The following is a 15,975-nucleotide window of genomic DNA, read 5'->3' as shown; positions in this document are numbered from 1 at the left end:
AGCCCTCTCACAGGCCGCGCAGCGCTACGCGTCGCCGCCCGCCGCCCCCGGATCCGCCGCCGTCACGTCCAGCAGCTGGTACCGGTCGATGGCCTGCTTGAGCACGGACCGGTCGACCTTGCCCTCGCGGGCCAGCTCGGTCAGCACCCCGACCACGATCGACTGCGCGTCGATGTGGAAGAACCGACGCGCCGCGCCACGGGTGTCGGCGAAGCCGAAGCCGTCCGCGCCGAGGGACTGGTACGTCCCCGGCACCCAGCGCGCGATCTGGTCCGGCACCGACCGCATCCAGTCGGACACGGCCACGAACGGCCCCTCGGAGCCGCTGAGCTTCCGCGTCACGTACGGCACCCGCTGCTCCTCCTCCGGATGCAGCAGGTTGTGCTCCTCGCAGGCCACGGCCTCGCGGCGCAGCTCGTTCCACGAGGTCGCCGACCACACGTCCGCCTTGACGTCCCACTCCTCGGCGAGGAGCCGCTGGGCCTCCAGCGCCCACGGCACCGCGACACCGGACGCCATGATCTGCGCCGGTACCGAGCCGCCGGTGCCCTCGCTCAGCTTGTACACGCCCTTGACGATGCCCTCGGCGTCCACGTTCGCCGGCTCGGCCGGGTGCTGGATGGGCTCGTTGTAGACGGTGAGGTAGTAGAAGACGTCCTCGCCGTGCGGGTGCTCGGCGTCACTGCCGTACATCCGGCGCAGGCCGTCCTGCACGATGTGCGCGATCTCGTAGGCGTACGCCGGGTCGTAGGCCACGCACGCCGGGTTGGTCGAGGCGAGGAGCTGCGAGTGGCCGTCCGCGTGCTGCAGACCCTCACCGGTCAGGGTCGTACGCCCCGCGGTCGCGCCCAGTACGAATCCACGCGCGAGCTGGTCGGCCATCTGCCAGAACTGGTCGCCGGTGCGCTGGAAACCGAACATCGAGTAGAAGACGTACACCGGGATCAGCGGCTCGCCGTGCGTGGCGTAGGCGGATCCGGCCGCGATCAGCGAGGCCGTGCAGCCCGCCTCGGAGATGCCGTCGTGCAGCATCTGGCCGGTCGGCGACTCCTTGTACGCGAGCAGCAGATCGCGGTCGACCGCCTCGTACTGCTGGCCGAGCGGGTTGTAGATCTTCGCGCTCGGGAAGAACGAGTCCATGCCGAACGTGCGGTACTCGTCCGGCGCGATCAGCACGAACCGCCTGCCGAGCTCCTTGTCCCGCATGAGGTCCTTGAGCAGCCGTACGAACGCCATGGTCGTGGCGATGGACTGCTGACCGGTGCCCTTCTTCACGGTCGCGTACGCCTTGTCGTCCGGCAGGGCCAGCGGCTTGGAGCGAACGACCCGGGTCGGCACGTACCCGCCGCACTGCCGGCGCCGGTCGTGCATGTACTGGATCTCCTCGGAGTTCCGCCCCGGGTGGTAGTACGGCGGCGCGCCGGACTCCAGCTCCTTGTCGGAGATCGGCAGGTGCAGCCGGTCACGGAAGCGCTTGAGGTCGTCGACCGTCAGCTTCTTCATCTGGTGCGTCGCGTTGCGGCCCTCGAAGTTCGGGCCCAGCGTCCATCCCTTGACCGTCTTCGCCAGGATGACCGTCGGCTGGCCCTTGTGCTCCACGGCCGCCTTGAACGCCGCATAGATCTTCCGGTGGTCGTGCCCGCCTCGGCCCAGCATCAGGATCTGGTGGTCGCTCATGTTCTCGACCATCGCGCGCAGCCGGTGGTCGTCACCGAAGAAGTGATCGCGGATGTACGCCCCGGTCTCGGTCGCGTACGTCTGGAACTGGCCGTCCGGCGTGGTGTTCATCCTGTTGACCAGCACGCCGTCCCGGTCCTGGGCGAGCAGCGGGTCCCAGGAGCGGTCCCAGATCAGCTTGATCACGTTCCAGCCGGCGCCCCGGAAGACCGACTCCAGCTCCTGGATGATCTTCCCGTTGCCGCGCACCGGGCCGTCCAGGCGCTGCAGGTTGCAGTTGACCACGAAGGTCAGGTTGTCCAGGCCCTCGCGGGCGGCGATGCTCAGCTGGCCGAGCGACTCCGGCTCGTCCATCTCGCCGTCGCCGAGGAACGCCCACACGTGCGACCTGGAGGTGTCGGCGATGCCGCGCGCCTCCATGTAGCGGTTCATCCGCGCCTGGTAGATCGCGCCGAGCGGGCCGAGGCCCATGGAGACCGTCGGGAACTCCCAGAAGTCCGGCATGGACCGCGGGTGCGGGTAGCTGGACAGGCCGTCGGGGTACTTCGACTTCTCCTGCCGGAAGCCGTCCAGCTGCTTCTCGGTGAGGCGGTCGAGCAGGTAGGCGCGCGCGTAGATGCCGGGGGAGGCGTGGCCCTGGAAGAAGACCTGGTCGCCGCCGTCGCCCTCGTCCTTGCCGCGGAAGAAGTGGTTGAAGCCCACGTCGTACAGCGAGGCGGAGGAGGCGAAGGTGGCGATGTGACCGCCGACGCCGATACCGGGGCGCTGGGCGCGCGAGACCATCACGGCCGCGTTCCAGCGCGTCGCGTTGAGGATCCTGCGCTCGATCTCCTCGTTGCCCGGGAAGAACGGCTCGGCCCTGGTGGGGATCGTGTTGACGTAGTCCGTGCTGCGCATCTCGGGCACGGCCACGCGCCGCTCGCGGGCCCGCTCGATCAGGCGGAGCATGAGATAGCGGGCCCGCTCCCGGCCGCGCTCGTCGACCGCGGCGTCGAGGGAGTCGAGCCACTCCTGGGTCTCTTCGGGATCGAAGTCAGGAACCTGACTCGGAAGGCCGCCAATGATGATCGGATTGCGATCGGATCCGGAAGCCACGCTGTTCCTTACCTGTCGGAGGGCCACTTTTTCACTCGTGCCTACACCGTTCCCCATCGTGTACCTCGGGAAGACGTACGTCATCTCTACCGTGGGGTAACCGGCACACAGGGTCGGTCAAAACGCAACGATACGCCCGGGGTGTGACAGGCTTGCCAAACTTGTTCGAGAGTCGTTTGACTGGATGATTCCGAATGGGATAAAGCGGGCACAAGCGTGTGATGTGGGCCACGATGAATCGGGATACGGTGCCAGGAGTTGCGCCGACACGGCCGGGATCGTCACCGTTTCGGCGGTCTGGACGGCCGGGTACTTGCGCGATCCGTCCCGCCCGTGTGGACTACGGCCAATGCTTCGCGCCCGCGCGTGGCTGAGATATTCACCAAGACTGATCAGGAGGCAAACCGTGAGCGCGACCGCGGACCACGCGGAGGAGCGGACGAACCCTGCCGCCAGGCTGGGGTTCCAGCCCGGGCAGGTGGTCCAGGAGATCGGCTACGACGACGACGTCGATCAGGAGCTCCGCGAGGCCATCGAGGAAGCCGTCGAGGGCGACCTGATGGACGAGGAATATGACGACGTGGCCGACGCCGTCGTGCTGTGGCATCGCGACGAGGACGGTGACCTCACCGACGCGCTCGTCGACGCCACGACGTACATCGAGGAGGGCGGCGCCATCCTGCTGCTCACGCCGAAGACCGGCCGCAGCGGATACGTGGAGCCGAGCGACATCTCGGAGGCCGCGACGACGGCCGGCCTGACCGCGTCCAAGAGCGTCAGTGTCGGCAAGGACTGGAGCGGCAGCCGTCTGGCGACGCCGAAGGCCGCCAAGTCGAAGAAGTGACCGCCGCCGGACCGGGCCCTCGGGCCCGGTCCGGCCGCCGAGGGCCCACCGGTGATCGCTGCGTAGGGTGGAACCGAGCGCTTGCCGCGCTCTGACCCGAACAGCCCACCGAAGGGATGCACGACGATGGCGATCCAGGTCGGCGACAAGGCGCCCGATTTCGAGCTCAAGGACAACCACGGCCGCACCGTCAGTCTCTCCGACTTCCGCGGCGAGAAGAACGTGGTGCTGCTCTTCTACCCCTTCGCCTTCACCGGCGTGTGCACCGGCGAGCTGTGCGAGCTGCGCGACAACCTGCCGAAGTTCACCGACCGCGACACCCAGCTCCTCGCCGTCTCCAACGACTCCATCCACACCCTGCGCGTCTTCGCCGAGCAGGAGGGCCTGGAGTACCCGCTGCTGAGCGACTTCTGGCCGCACGGCAACGTCTCGCGCGCCTACGGCGTCTTCGACGAGGACAAGGGCTGCGCCGTCCGGGGCACCTTCATCATCGACAAGGAGGGCGTCGTGCGGTGGACCGTGGTCAACGGACTGCCGGACGCCCGGGACCTGAACGAGTACGTGAAGGCGCTCGACACCCTGTGATCCTCCGGGTCCAGGGTCTGCGGAGACCGGGAACCCGTCACTAGGATCGGCACGTTGATCCCATATCCGAAGCACGACGGGGCTTCCGGCCCCTGAACACCACATGGAGGACCCGTGGGAGTCAGCCTCAGCAAGGGCGGCAACGTATCGCTGACGAAGGAGGCCCCGGGCCTGACCGCCGTCATCGTCGGTCTGGGGTGGGACGTGCGCACCACGACCGGCACCGACTTCGACCTCGACGCCAGCGCGCTGCTGCTGAACAACTCCGGCAAGGTCGCGAGCGACCAGCACTTCGTCTTCTTCAACAACCTCAAGAGCCCCGACGGGTCGGTCGAGCACACCGGTGACAACATCACCGGTGAGGGCGAGGGCGACGACGAACAGATCAAGATCAACCTGGCCGGCGTGCCGGCCGACGTCGAGAAGATCGTCTTCCCGGTGTCGATCTACGACGCCGAGAACCGCCAGCAGTCCTTCGGTCAGGTCCGCAACGCGTTCATCCGCGTGGTGAACCAGGCGGGCGAGCAGGAGATCGCGCGCTACGACCTCAGCGAGGACGCCTCCACCGAGACCGCCATGGTCTTCGGCGAGCTCTACCGGCACGGCGCGGAGTGGAAGTTCCGCGCCATCGGCCAGGGGTACGCCTCCGGTCTGCGCGGCATCGCCCAGGACTTCGGCGTCAACGTCTGACACATACGGCAGCACCACCCCCAGGCGCCGCACCGTTCGCGGGCGGCGCCTGGGGGTGCCCCGTCTGGGGGAGTGCAGGACAACCAAACAAGCACCACTAGGGGAGGACCAGCATCATGGGCGTCACGCTCGCCAAGGGAGGCAACGTCTCCCTCTCCAAGGCCGCACCGAACCTCACCAACGTCATGATCGGGCTCGGCTGGGACGCGCGCTCCACCACGGGCGCCCCCTTCGACCTGGACGCCAGTGCCCTGCTGTGCGGCGCCGGGAACCGTGTGCTGGGCGACGACTGGTTCGTGTTCTACAACCAGCTCACGAGCCCCGACGGCTCCGTCGAGCACACCGGCGACAACCTCACCGGTGAGGGAGAGGGCGACGACGAGTCGATCCTGGTGGACCTGACCAAGGTCCCGCTCCAGTGCGAGAAGATCATCTTCCCCGTCTCGATCCACGCCGCCGACGAGCGGGGCCAGACCTTCGGCCAGGTCTCCAACGCTTTCATCCGTGTGGTCAACCAGGCCGACGGCCAGGAACTGGCCCGCTACGACCTCAGCGAGGACGCCTCCACCGAGACCGCCATGATCTTCGGCGAGCTGTACCGGTACCAGAGCGAGTGGAAGTTCCGGGCCGTGGGTCAGGGGTACGCGTCGGGTCTGCGGGGCATTGCCCTGGACTTCGGAGTCAACGTCTCCTGAAGCCGGACACGGCGCGCGCGAACGAGGCGGCCGGGGGTCACCTCACCCGCCGCCGTGATCTTCGAGGGGGGTAGGTGCGCTGTCGGCGCGAGGCGGGGACCTGCGGTGTTGTGACGGTTGTCCCCTCGCCGCCCCTCCTGGCGCCGTGCCCCTCTAGACTCGTGGTCAACATTTAGCAAAGCCGAGTACGGCGCGGGGGAAACTCTCCCCCCAGACATCGTCTGGGAGGTGCCCCCACAACACGATGGGGTAGCCAGTGCTTCTGAAAACCTTCGGCTGGTCGTTCGCGGTCACCGCGCTCGGCCTTGTCGCGGCCGCGTTCTACGGGGGGTGGACCGCCTTCGGCATCGTGGCGATCCTCGCCATCCTCGAGATCTCGCTGTCGTTCGACAACGCGGTGGTCAACGCCGGGATCCTGAAGAAGATGAGCGCCTTCTGGCAGAAGATCTTCCTCACCGTCGGCGTCCTCATCGCGGTGTTCGGCATGCGGCTGGTCTTCCCCGTCGTCATCGTCGCGATCAGCGCCAAGATGGGCCCGATCGAGGCCGTCGACCTCGCGCTCAACAACAAGGACCGCTACCAGGAACTCGTCACCGACGCCCATCCGGCGATCGCCGCGTTCGGTGGCATGTTCCTGCTGATGATCTTCCTCGACTTCATCTTCGAGGACCGGGACATCCAGTGGCTGCGCTGGATCGAGCGGCCGCTCGCCAAGCTCGGCAAGGTCGACATGCTGTCGGTCTGCATCGCCCTGATCGTCCTGCTCGTCACCGCCTTCACCTTCGCCACCCATGCCCACCAGCACGGCGGCGCCCACGTCGACAAGGCACAGACGGTCCTGATCGCCGGCATCGCCGGCCTGATCACCTACATGATCGTCGGCGGTCTCTCCGGCTTCTTCGAGGACCGCCTCGAGGAGCAGGAGGAGCGCGAGCACGAGGAGGAGGAAGAGGCCGCGCGCGCCGGTAAGAAGCGCTCGCCGGTCGTCCTGGCCGGCCAGGCGGCGTTCTTCATGTTCCTCTACCTCGAGGTCCTGGACGCGTCCTTCTCCTTCGACGGTGTGATCGGCGCCTTCGCCATCACCAACGACATCGTCCTGATGGCGCTCGGCCTCGGCATCGGCGCCATGTACGTCCGGTCCCTGACCGTGTACCTGGTCCGCCAGGGCACCCTCGACGACTACGTCTACCTCGAGCACGGCGCCCACTACGCCATCGGCGCCCTGGCCGTGATCCTCATGGTCACCATCCAGTACGAGATCAACGAGGTCATCACCGGTCTCGTCGGCGTCGTCCTGATCGCCTGGTCCTTCTGGTCCTCCGTGCGCCGCAACCGCGCCCTCGCGGCCGCGGGCGAGGGCTCCGACGAGAAGGCGGAGGTCTCCTCCGGGGTCTGACAGCCCTGGTGAGCCCCGGGGCCGCCTCGTCCGGAAAGGACCGGCGAGGGGCCCCTAAGGGCAAGATCAGGGACGTGACGGGGTGTGACGCCCCGCGCCGTGAGGAACGCTCTGATCGGGGCGGCCGACGTGGTCGGCCGCCCCGACGGCGTTCGAGACGAGTACCTGGGGGCGGGAATGGGATTCTTCGACGGGCTGCGCGGCGGACGCGCCGCCGAGTTCGACTCGGGCAGCGCCGCGAGCAACGCGATCGAACTGACCCGGCGGCACCAGCAGGTGTCCCTCACCAGACAGGACGCGGCCACCGGCCACCTGCGCGTCAACCTGACCTGGCGGATGCGGACCTCCGACTTCGACATCACCCAGCGCACCAGCCTCTTCCGGCACCCCTTCCGGGCCCTGAAACCGCCGGAGGTGCTCGGCCACGGGGAGAGCATGGTCAACGTCGACCTCGACCTGGGCTGCCTGTACGAGCTGACCGACGGCACCAAGGGGGTCGTCCAGCCCCTCGGCGGCTACCTCGGCGACGTCAACGCACCGCCCTACATCAAGCTCAGCGGCGACGACCGGTTCGGCTCGGCGTCCGGCGAGACCATGTACGTCAACCTGGACCACCGGGACGCCATCAAGCGGCTCCTGGTGTTCGTGTACATCTACGACCGCACACCGGCCTTCGACCGCACGCACGCCATCGTCACGCTCTACCCCAGCAACGGGCCCCGCATCGAGATAGGCCTGGACGAACGCCATCCCCAGGCCCGGTCCTGCGCGGTCGTGATGATCGAGAACGTGAAGGGGGAGCTGGTCGTCCGGCGCGAGGTCAAGTTCGTCTACGGCTTCCAGGGCGAACTGGACCGGCTGTACGGATGGGGACTGACCTGGGGACGGGGCTACAAGTCGAAGGTTGAGCAGTAGCGCCTACCGGCCGATGAACTGCGGCCCCTGAGGCGGCAGCCGGAAGTCCGGGTCCAGCGGAGCCACCGGGTCCGGCTGCGGCTGGGTCTGCGGATAGCCGTAGGCGGGCAGCCCCGAGGCCGGCTGCGGATAGCCGTACGCCGGCTGCCGGGGCGACGCCGGCTGCGGATAGCCGTACGCCGGCTGGGACGGCACCGCCGTCGTCGGCTGCTCCGGCGGAAGCGGCTGGGACGTCGTCTCCGGCGGAGCCTGCCGCGGCTCCTCCACCTCCGACTCGTCCACCGAGATACCGAAGTCCGTGGCCAGGCCCCGCAGCCCGTTCGAATAGCCCTCACCCAGCGCACGGAACTTCCAGCCCTCGCCACGCCGGTACAGCTCACCGCAGATCAGGGCGGTCTCCGCACCCGTCTCCGGCTTGATCTCGAAATGGGCCAGCGGCTCGCCGTCCGCGACGGCGGCGTCGTACAGCAGGATGGACAGGGCCGGGACCTGATCGAAGGAGACACCGTCCGCCGAAGCGACCAGCAGAACACGGCCGACACCGGGCTCCACACCGGCGAGGTCCGACTGGATGGTGTCGGTCAGGCCCTCCGGGGCCCGCTTCTTGCCCAGCCGCCAGACCTTCCCCGACGGATGCCGGGGCTGGTTGTAGAACACGAAATCCTCGTCGGAGCGCACACGGCCGTCCTGGCCCAGCAGCAGCGCCGAGGCGTCCACGTCCGGAACCCCCTGCCCGGGCGTCCAGCGCAGCACGGCGCGCACCGTGGTGGCCTCGAGCGGGACGTTGGACCCCTTCAGCATCGCGTGCGTCATGCGGTCATCCTGCCTTCTGGGCCCTGGCCACGACAATGCGGGGTGTGGTGGCGCCGACGCGGGCCGGTTACCGGAAGTTCATGCCCGGAGGGAACCCCTGACATAGATCCCTACGTACTATTACCGGCCACCCTTTACCGAATCCAGAGGTCCGACCCGGACCCCCAAGGAGCCGTATGCGTCATTTCGGGCACATCGCCCCCGAGGTGCGGAAGCGTCTCTTCCATCAGGAGCCGTGCGAGTTCACCGCCGACTCCCCGGCCCGGCTGCTCTCCGCGGCCCTGGGCGCCACGCTGTACAGCCCGGCCACCCGGCCGCAGCTGGCCGACGACATCGTCAAACAGGCCGGCAACGGCGTGGTCTCGATGGTGCTGTGCCTGGAGGACTCCATCGACGACGCGGACGTCGCCGCGGGCGAGGAGAACCTCGTCCGGCAGTTCGCCGACCTCGACTCCCGCACGGGAACCGAACCGCCCCTGCTGTTCATCCGGGTGCGGGTCCCCGAACAGATCCCCGACCTCGTACGGCGCCTCGGACCCTCCGTACGGCTGCTGTCCGGCTTCGTCCTGCCCAAGTTCACCGAGGAACGCGGCAACCCCTTCCTCGAGGCCCTCGCCCTCGCCGAGGCCCAGAGCGGACGCCGGCTCTTCGCCATGCCCGTCCTCGAATCACCCGAGCTGCTCTACCGCGAAAGCCGCGTGGACACCCTGGAGGGCATCGCCCGCGCGGTCGGCAAGCGCCGCGACCGGGTCCTCGCCCTGCGCCTCGGCGTCACCGACTTCTGCTCCTCCTACGGCCTGCGCCGCGCCCCCGACATGACCGCCTACGACGTCCAGATCGTCGCCTCGGTGATCGCCGACGTGGTCAACATGCTGGGCCGCGCCGACGGCAGCGGATTCACCGTCACCGGCCCCGTCTGGGAGTACTTCCGGGTCCCCGAGCGCATGTTCAAGCCACAGCTGCGGCAGAGCCCCTTCCTCGAGGTGCAGGCCGTCGACCTGCGCGAGAAGCTCATCGAGCACGCCATGGACGGACTGCTCCGGGAGATCTCCCTCGACCAGGCCAACGGCCTGCTCGGCAAGACCTGCATCCACCCCTCCCACGTCCTGCCCGTGCACGCGCTGTCCGTGGTCAGCCACGAGGAGTTCAGCGACGCCGCGGACATCCTCCGGCCGGAACGCGGCGGCGGGGGTGTACTCCGGTCGGCCTACACGAACAAGATGAACGAAGTGAAACCGCACCGCGCCTGGGCCGAACGAACCCTGCTGCGCGCCGAGGTGTTCGGCGTGGCCGGCGAGGACGTCGGCTTCGTCGAACTGCTCACCGCCGGAATACCAGGCTGACCCCTCCCAACCCAAGGAACGCATGAACAACGCAGTGAACGACGGGGTCTGGTCCGGCAGCTGGGTCGCCGAGCGACTCGGAGTCGGACTGGAGGGCGACGACGGGCTGCCGGACCTGCTCGGACTCGCGCTGCGCCGCAACCCCAAGCGGGCCCACCTGCTGGTCTCCAACGTGCTCGGCAAACACGTGCCCCAGTCGCCGTCCGTGGTCTACGGCCACGGAATCCGGCTCGGCCGCCGGGTCCGCGCGCTGCTCGGCGAGACAGCGGCCGCCTCCGCCGTCGTCCTCGGCTACGCGGAGACCGCCACCGGCCTCGGCCACGCGGTCGCCGACGGCCTGGGCCTCGCCCCGTACCTGCACTCCACCCGCCGCCCCGTGACCGGCGTCGCCCCCGCCGGCGGCTTCGAGGAGTCCCACTCCCACGCCACCTCGCACCTGCTGCTCCCCGAGGACCCCGCCCTGCTGGCCGGCGACGGCCCGCTGGTCCTGGTCGACGATGAGTTCTCCACCGGCAACACGGTCCTCAACACCATCCGCGACCTGCACGCCCGCCACCCCCGCGAGCGGTACGTGGTGGTCGCCCTGGTCGACATGCGCTCACCCGAGGACACCGCACGCCTGCAGCGCTTCGCGGAGGGCATCGGCGCCCGCGTCGACCTGATCGCCGCCGCCTCGGGCACCGTACGGCTGCCCGACGACGTCCTCGACAAGGGCCGCGAGCTGGTCGCACGGCACGAGACCGCCCGGCCCGACGAGACGCCCGCCCCGCCCCACGGCCGGATCACCCGCGTCGACCTGCGCTGGCCCCACGGCCTGCCCGACGGCGGCCGGCACGGCTTCACCCCCGCGCACCGCGCCCGCCTGGAAGCCGCCCTGCCCGCCATGGCGGCCCGGGTCGCCGAAGCGCTGCCCACCGGCGCCCGGCACGTCCTCGTGCTCGGCTTCGAAGAACTGATGTACGCCCCGCTGCGCCTCGCCCGCGAACTGGAACAGATCGCCCCGGACACCCAGGTGCGCTTCTCCACCACCACCCGCTCACCCGTCCTCGCCGTCGACGACCCCGGCTACGCGATCCGCACCCGCCTGGTCTTCCCCGCCCACGACGACCCCGCCGACGGCCCCGGCGAGCGGTACGCCTACAACGTCGCGGGCGCCGGCTTCGACGCCGTCGTCGCCGTGGTCGACTCGGCCGCCGACACCCCCGCACTGCACACCCCCGACGGACTGCTGGCCCGCCTCGCCGCCCACACCCCGCACGTCCTGCTCGCCGTCGTCCCCTCCCGCGTCCCCACGCCCCCCTCCACCACCCCCGAAAGGCCGGCCATGCTGCCCGAGCCCCTCCGCGGCCCCGCCTTCTCCTCGTACCCGCCCGACGAGGTCGGCTGGCTGCTGCAGGACCTCTCGGACGTCACCCTCGAGGCGCCGACCGAGGAGCGGGAGGAGGCCATCCAGAGCGGCGGGGCCCACTACGCCGAATCGCTCCCCGTGGAGTACCAGCCCAGCGAGCAGTACCAGCAGCTCTTCCACGCCGCCCTGGACGCCTCGGCCGCCCGGATCGCGCACGCCGTCGGAGTCGTCACCGAGACCGTCCTCGACGAGGGCTCACCCCGCCCCGTATTGGTCTCCCTCGCCCGCGCCGGCACCCCCGTCGGCATCCTGATGCGCCGCTGGGCCCAGTTCCGGCACGGCCTCGACCTCCCGCACTACGCCGTCTCCATCGTCCGCGGCCGCGGCATCGACGCCAACGCACTGCGCTGGCTGGCCGCCCACCACGACCCCCGGGACGTCGTCTTCGTCGACGGCTGGACCGGCAAGGGCGCCATCACCCGCGAACTCGCCCAGGCGATAGAGGAGTTCGAGAAAACCGAGGGCATCACCGGCTTCAGTCCCGAGATCGCCGTACTCGCCGACCCCGGCTCCTGCGTCCGCACCTACGGCACCCGCGAGGACTTCCTCATCCCCTCCGCCTGCCTCAACTCCACCGTCTCCGGCCTGATCTCCCGCACGGTCCTGCGCGCCGACCTGGTCGGCGCGCACGACTTCCACGGCGCGAAGTTCTACCGCGAACTCGCCGGCGCCGACGTCTCCATGGCCTTCCTGGACGCCGTACGCGCCCGCTTCCAGGACGTCACCGAAATCGTCGACAGCTCCGTCAAGGAACTCATGACCGAGGACCGCACCCCCACCTGGGCCGGCTGGCAGGCCGTCGAGCGGATCAGCGAGGAGTACGGCATCCACGACGTGAACCTCGTCAAACCCGGCGTCGGCGAGACCACCCGGGTACTGCTGCGCCGCGTGCCCTGGAAGATCCTCGCCAAGGCCGGCGCCGGCCCCGACCTGCACCACGTGCGCCTGCTCGCCGAACAACGCGGCGTACCGGTCGAGGAGGTCGACGAACTGCCCTACACCTGCGTCGGACTCATCCACCCCAAGTACACCCGGGGCGCCACCGGCGCCGACGGCCGGGCGGTGAACGTCTGATGCCGGTACTCGTCGCGAGCGACCTCGACCGCACACTCATCTACTCCGCCGCGGCCCTGGCCCTGACCATGCCCGACGCACGGGCTCCCCGCCTGCTCTGCGTGGAGGTCCACGAGAGCAGGCCACTGTCCTACATGACCGAGACGGCGGCCCAACTGCTCACCGACCTCGGCGACGCGGCCGTCTTCGTGCCCACCACGACCCGGACCCGCAAGCAGTACCAGCGCATCAACCTGCCCGGCCCCCAGCCCGCCTACGCGATCTGCGCCAACGGCGGACACCTGCTGGTCGACGGGGCCACCGACCACGACTGGCACGCGCGCGTACTGGCACGCCTCGCCGACGAGTGCGCCCCCCTGGACGAGATCCGCGAGCACCTGATGCGGACCGCCGACCCCGTCTGGGTGCGCAAGCACCGGATCGCCGAGGACCTCTTCGCCTACCTCGTCATCGAACGCGAACTGCTCCCCGACGACTGGATGAAGGAACTGGCGGCCTGGGCGGAGAACCGCGGCTGGACGGTCTCCCTCCAGGGCCGCAAGATCTACGCCGTCCCCAAACCGCTCACCAAGAGCGCGGCCGTACGCGAAGTCGCCCGGCGCACCGGAGCCGAGCTGACCCTGGCGGCCGGGGACTCCCTCCTCGACGCCGACCTGCTCCTCGCCGCCGACCGGGGATGGCGCCCCGGACACGGCGAACTGGCCGACAGCCAGTGGACCGCACCGGCCATCACCGCCCTGCCCGAGCGGGGCGTGCTCGCCGGCGAACGGATCACCCGCGAGTTCCTGCGGGCCGCCCGTGGCGAAACACCGGCCGGCCCGTCCCGCTGATCAGCCGCAGCAGCCCCCGCCGCAGCAGCCGCCGCCTCCGCCGCCCGCGTTCGGCGCCGCGGCCGGGGCGCCGGCCGTGCCGCCCACGGCCACCGTCGACAGCAGCTTCACCGTGTCGTCATGGCCCGCAGGGCAGGCGGCGGGGGCGGCGGACTCCGCCATCGGACGGCTCAGTTCGAAGGTGTCACCGCAGGTACGGCAACGGTACTCATAGCGAGGCATGCGCCCAGAGTAACCGGCACCCGCCGCGGACTCACCGCAAACCGGGACGGCCGGACCCGCCCTCCTCCTTGCCCGGCAGCGGCATCGTCGCCGGTGGAGCGCCCATCTCGTGCTCACGCCCCCGAGGCTCGGTGCCCGGCTCGGGATGACGGGCCCTGTAGTACGGGTTGTCGGGCGGCAAGGTCGAACCGACCCGGCCGTACATACCGAAGGTCATCAGCAGCAGACCCACGATGAAGCTGAAGATCACGTTCTGGATCCGGAACGCCAGGAAGTTGTAGTCGCCGTCCAGCAGGGCGAGATTCAGGAAGCCGTTCAGCAGGAACAGCACCCCGAACACCATGTTCAGCGTGGACGCCACATTCCCGCCGATCACCATGCCCGCCAGCAGGATCACCCCGACGACGATGGACAGCACACTCAGCGTGCCGTTGGTGTTCAGCCCGATGACCCTGTCACCGCCGGTGTTGAAGAAGCCGATCTGGTCGATCAGCCCCAGAATGCCGAAGACGAGCAGGAACGCGCCGATCAGGCCGGCCCCGATGCGGTAGACCATGTTCAGCCGGTGGTCGACGGGCAGATGCTCGTCGAACCGGATGTGCCGTCCAGGCTTCGTGTGCACTGCGTGTGTGGCCATGTCCGCCTCCTCCGGGCGCTAGCGGAGGCCATCCGTCCGTCCATCCAGCATCCGCCCCACCACCCCGAACCGCCACCACACGGATCAGCGCGAGGCACAGCACCGGATCCGATGCGGTGCCCCCAGACCCGCGGCGCCACGGGCTCCCCGGCACCGCGCCAGACCCTCGGAGCCACCGGATCACCGGCGCCGCACCAGACCCCCGGCGCCACCGGATCCCCGGTGCCTCAGCGGCCCGCGCCGCCCCCGCGCTCCTCGCGGATCCGCGACACCACACCGGCCACCGCCTGCCGCACCGCCTCCAGCTCCGTCAGGAAGTGCCAGTAGTCCGGGTGCCGCCCCTCCAGCGACCCGACCGCCCGCTCCAGCCGGCCCACCGCGTCGTCCAGCGGACGCGCATGCCGCGGATCGGGCGTCGTACGCCCCGTCATGGCCAGCCGCTGGGCATCCCGGATCGCGAACCGGGTCCGCTCCGTCTCCGCCTGCGGATCCTTCTGCACCGCGTTCAGCCGGGCGAGCCGGTCACCGGCGGCCGACACGGCCTCGTCCGTACTGTTCAGCAGCGCCCGCACCGTCGACAGCAGCGAGGTGGCGTCCGGCCACCGCTGCGCCTCCCGCGCCGCCTGCGCCTCCCGCAGCTTCAGCTCGGCCTGCCGCACGTTCTCCGCCGCCTGCGCCGGCACCTGCTGCAAGTCCTGCCAGCACGCCGCCGTGAACCGCCGCCGCAGCTCACTCAGCACCGGGTCGACCTGCCCGGCCCGGGTGGTCAGCGCCTGTGCGCGAGTGCGCAGACTGACCAGCCGGTGATCGATCTCCGCCGCCCGCTCCGGCAGCCGCTCGGCCTCCGCCCGGATCGCGGCGGCCTCCCGCTGCACCCGCTCGGCCCGCTCCAGCGTCTGTGGCACCCCGTGCTGTCCGGCCCCCTGGTTCAGTCTCGTCAGCTCCGGAGACAGCGCGGCGAGCCGGGCGGCGAGATCATCCGCCGCCAGACCCTTCCCCCGTACGGCGTCCAGCGCGTTGCTCGCACCCAGCAGCGCCTGCCGGGCCCGCTCGACGGCCGGCGCGAGCCGGGCGAGCTGGGTCTCGGCCTTGCCCAGCAACGCCCCCAGCGAGCTGCCGAAACGGTCCAGCTCCTGCTTGACCCGGACCAGCTCGTCCTTCGCGGCGGTCAGCTCGCTCCGCGCCCGGGCGGCCGTGGCGGCCTCCAGACCGTCGCGGTCGAGGTCATGGGCGTCGACGGCCTGGATGTACCGCTGACTGACCTCGTCGATCCGAGCGCCCAGCGCCTCGAAGTCGGCGGCCGCGCGCCGGGCGGCGGGGGAGTCGTCGACGGCCGTGATGGTCTCCACCGAGATCCGCAGATCCCGCTGGGCGGTGTCCAGTTCGTAGAACGCGGCGGCCGCGGCGTCCTTCGCGGCCTGCGCCTCGGCCCGCTGACCCTCCGCCCGCCCGCCGAACCACCGCCGGGTGCCGCCCCCGGCGAACGCGGCCGGCAGCACCAGCGCGGCCACCACCGGCACACTCATCAGCGTCAGGACGTCACGCACCCCCGCGAACCCACGCCGGGTCCGTCCGGTCGGCGACGGCGGGTACGACTGCGTGGATGGCGTGCCCGGTGTCGCCCTCACATCCCTCTCCCGTGCTGTGGTCCGCCCTACCTGGTGTCATTCTCCCACCTGTTGAAGACGAACACACGAGCCGATCAGTTCGCCGGACACTCCGTGACTTTCGCCGACTGCGCCCCGAACGCA

14 protein-coding genes are annotated in these 15,975 nt (G+C 70.0%); 9 read left to right on the top strand and 5 right to left on the bottom strand.

The window, feature by feature from the left end; all coding sequences use genetic code 11:
• Positions 1-24: 24 nt before the first annotated feature.
• Positions 25-2,772, bottom strand: a complete 2,748-nt coding sequence (gene aceE / locus ACZ6B1_RS05060) for a pyruvate dehydrogenase (acetyl-transferring), homodimeric type (RefSeq protein ID WP_468775050.1) — start codon at positions 2,770-2,772, stop codon at positions 25-27.
• A 406-nt stretch (positions 2,773-3,178) separates the two neighbouring features.
• Here aceE and ACZ6B1_RS05055 point away from each other — a divergent pair, with 406 nt between their 5' ends.
• The 6 genes from ACZ6B1_RS05055 (at position 3,179) to ACZ6B1_RS05030 (ending at position 7,897) form a co-directional block, all read left to right on the top strand.
• Positions 3,179-3,616, top strand: a complete 438-nt coding sequence (locus ACZ6B1_RS05055) for a DUF3052 domain-containing protein (protein WP_468775048.1) — start codon at positions 3,179-3,181, stop codon at positions 3,614-3,616.
• Between the two features lie 126 nt (positions 3,617-3,742).
• A complete protein-coding gene (locus ACZ6B1_RS05050; protein ID WP_468775047.1) occupies positions 3,743-4,201 on the top strand; it encodes a peroxiredoxin in 459 nt (152 codons plus the stop codon).
• Positions 4,202-4,315: 114 nt separating this feature from the next.
• Positions 4,316-4,891, top strand: a complete 576-nt coding sequence (locus ACZ6B1_RS05045; protein WP_116151371.1) for a calcium homeostasis/redox stress adaptation protein — start codon at positions 4,316-4,318, stop codon at positions 4,889-4,891.
• A 116-nt stretch (positions 4,892-5,007) separates the two neighbouring features.
• Positions 5,008-5,586 (top strand): TerD family protein, encoded by a 579-nt coding sequence (locus ACZ6B1_RS05040; RefSeq protein ID WP_358927190.1) that lies wholly within the window; start codon positions 5,008-5,010, stop codon positions 5,584-5,586.
• 256 nt (positions 5,587-5,842) lie between these two features.
• Complete coding sequence (locus ACZ6B1_RS05035; protein WP_468775044.1) at positions 5,843-6,982, top strand: DUF475 domain-containing protein; 1,140 nt, start codon at positions 5,843-5,845, stop codon at positions 6,980-6,982.
• 177 nt (positions 6,983-7,159) lie between these two features.
• Entirely contained in the window at positions 7,160-7,897 is a 738-nt protein-coding gene (locus ACZ6B1_RS05030; RefSeq protein WP_468776032.1) for a TerD family protein, read from the top strand.
• 3 nt (positions 7,898-7,900) lie between these two features.
• Here the strand turns inward: ACZ6B1_RS05030 and ACZ6B1_RS05025 are convergent, their stop codons facing one another.
• Complete coding sequence (locus tag ACZ6B1_RS05025; RefSeq protein ID WP_468775042.1) at positions 7,901-8,710, bottom strand: TerD family protein; 810 nt, start codon at positions 8,708-8,710, stop codon at positions 7,901-7,903.
• 176 nt (positions 8,711-8,886) lie between these two features.
• On the opposite strand from ACZ6B1_RS05025, the gene ACZ6B1_RS05020 reads away from it, so the two are divergent.
• The 3 genes from ACZ6B1_RS05020 to ACZ6B1_RS05010 are packed head-to-tail and all read left to right on the top strand — an operon-like array spanning position 8,887 to position 13,365.
• Positions 8,887-10,053 (top strand): HpcH/HpaI aldolase/citrate lyase family protein, encoded by a 1,167-nt coding sequence (locus tag ACZ6B1_RS05020; protein WP_468775040.1) that lies wholly within the window; start codon positions 8,887-8,889, stop codon positions 10,051-10,053.
• A gap of 22 nt (positions 10,054-10,075) precedes the next feature.
• Positions 10,076-12,535 carry a phosphoribosyltransferase gene (locus ACZ6B1_RS05015; RefSeq protein ID WP_468775038.1) on the top strand — a complete coding sequence of 820 codons (2,460 nt, stop codon included), beginning with the start codon at positions 10,076-10,078 and terminating at the stop codon, positions 12,533-12,535.
• Positions 12,535-13,365 carry an HAD family hydrolase gene (locus ACZ6B1_RS05010; RefSeq protein WP_468775036.1) on the top strand — a complete coding sequence of 277 codons (831 nt, stop codon included), beginning with the start codon at positions 12,535-12,537 and terminating at the stop codon, positions 13,363-13,365. The genes ACZ6B1_RS05015 and ACZ6B1_RS05010 overlap by 1 nt, the downstream gene beginning before the upstream one ends.
• Here ACZ6B1_RS05010 and ACZ6B1_RS05005 read toward each other — a convergent pair whose 3' ends face one another.
• The 3 genes from ACZ6B1_RS05005 to ACZ6B1_RS04995 form a co-directional block, all read right to left on the bottom strand.
• The gene (locus ACZ6B1_RS05005; RefSeq protein ID WP_199210381.1) at positions 13,366-13,587 is read right to left on the bottom strand and encodes an FmdB family zinc ribbon protein; all 222 of its coding nucleotides are present in this window, start codon (positions 13,585-13,587) and stop codon (positions 13,366-13,368) included. It lies immediately after the preceding gene.
• Between the two features lie 31 nt (positions 13,588-13,618).
• Positions 13,619-14,224 (bottom strand): DUF4383 domain-containing protein, encoded by a 606-nt coding sequence (locus ACZ6B1_RS05000; protein ID WP_468775035.1) that lies wholly within the window; start codon positions 14,222-14,224, stop codon positions 13,619-13,621.
• Between the two features lie 227 nt (positions 14,225-14,451).
• Entirely contained in the window at positions 14,452-15,852 is a 1,401-nt protein-coding gene (locus ACZ6B1_RS04995) for a hypothetical protein (protein ID WP_468775033.1), read from the bottom strand.
• Between the last annotated feature and the right edge of the window lie 123 nt (positions 15,853-15,975).

The sequence above is a fragment of the Streptomyces sp. NPDC041129 genome, assembly GCF_055592265.1.
Note: the sequence above shows the minus strand (reverse complement) of the source record. Positions and strands in the feature narration are given on the sequence as shown.

What these genes read in the sequence shown, in the direction of transcription:
- ACZ6B1_RS05015 (WP_468775038.1), top strand. Translation starts at nt 10,076, where the DNA reads ATGAACAACGCAGTGAACGACGGGGTCTGGTCCGGCAGCTGGGTCGCC.
- ACZ6B1_RS05025 (WP_468775042.1), bottom strand. Translation starts at nt 8,710, where the DNA reads ATGACGCACGCGATGCTGAAGGGGTCCAACGTCCCGCTCGAGGCCACC.
- ACZ6B1_RS05005 (WP_199210381.1), bottom strand. Translation starts at nt 13,587, where the DNA reads ATGCCTCGCTATGAGTACCGTTGCCGTACCTGCGGTGACACCTTCGAA.
- ACZ6B1_RS05020 (WP_468775040.1), top strand. Translation starts at nt 8,887, where the DNA reads ATGCGTCATTTCGGGCACATCGCCCCCGAGGTGCGGAAGCGTCTCTTC.
- ACZ6B1_RS05040 (WP_358927190.1), top strand. Translation starts at nt 5,008, where the DNA reads ATGGGCGTCACGCTCGCCAAGGGAGGCAACGTCTCCCTCTCCAAGGCC.
- ACZ6B1_RS05030 (WP_468776032.1), top strand. Translation starts at nt 7,160, where the DNA reads ATGGGATTCTTCGACGGGCTGCGCGGCGGACGCGCCGCCGAGTTCGAC.
- ACZ6B1_RS05000 (WP_468775035.1), bottom strand. Translation starts at nt 14,224, where the DNA reads ATGGCCACACACGCAGTGCACACGAAGCCTGGACGGCACATCCGGTTC.
- ACZ6B1_RS05050 (WP_468775047.1), top strand. Translation starts at nt 3,743, where the DNA reads ATGGCGATCCAGGTCGGCGACAAGGCGCCCGATTTCGAGCTCAAGGAC.
- ACZ6B1_RS05010 (WP_468775036.1), top strand. Translation starts at nt 12,535, where the DNA reads ATGCCGGTACTCGTCGCGAGCGACCTCGACCGCACACTCATCTACTCC.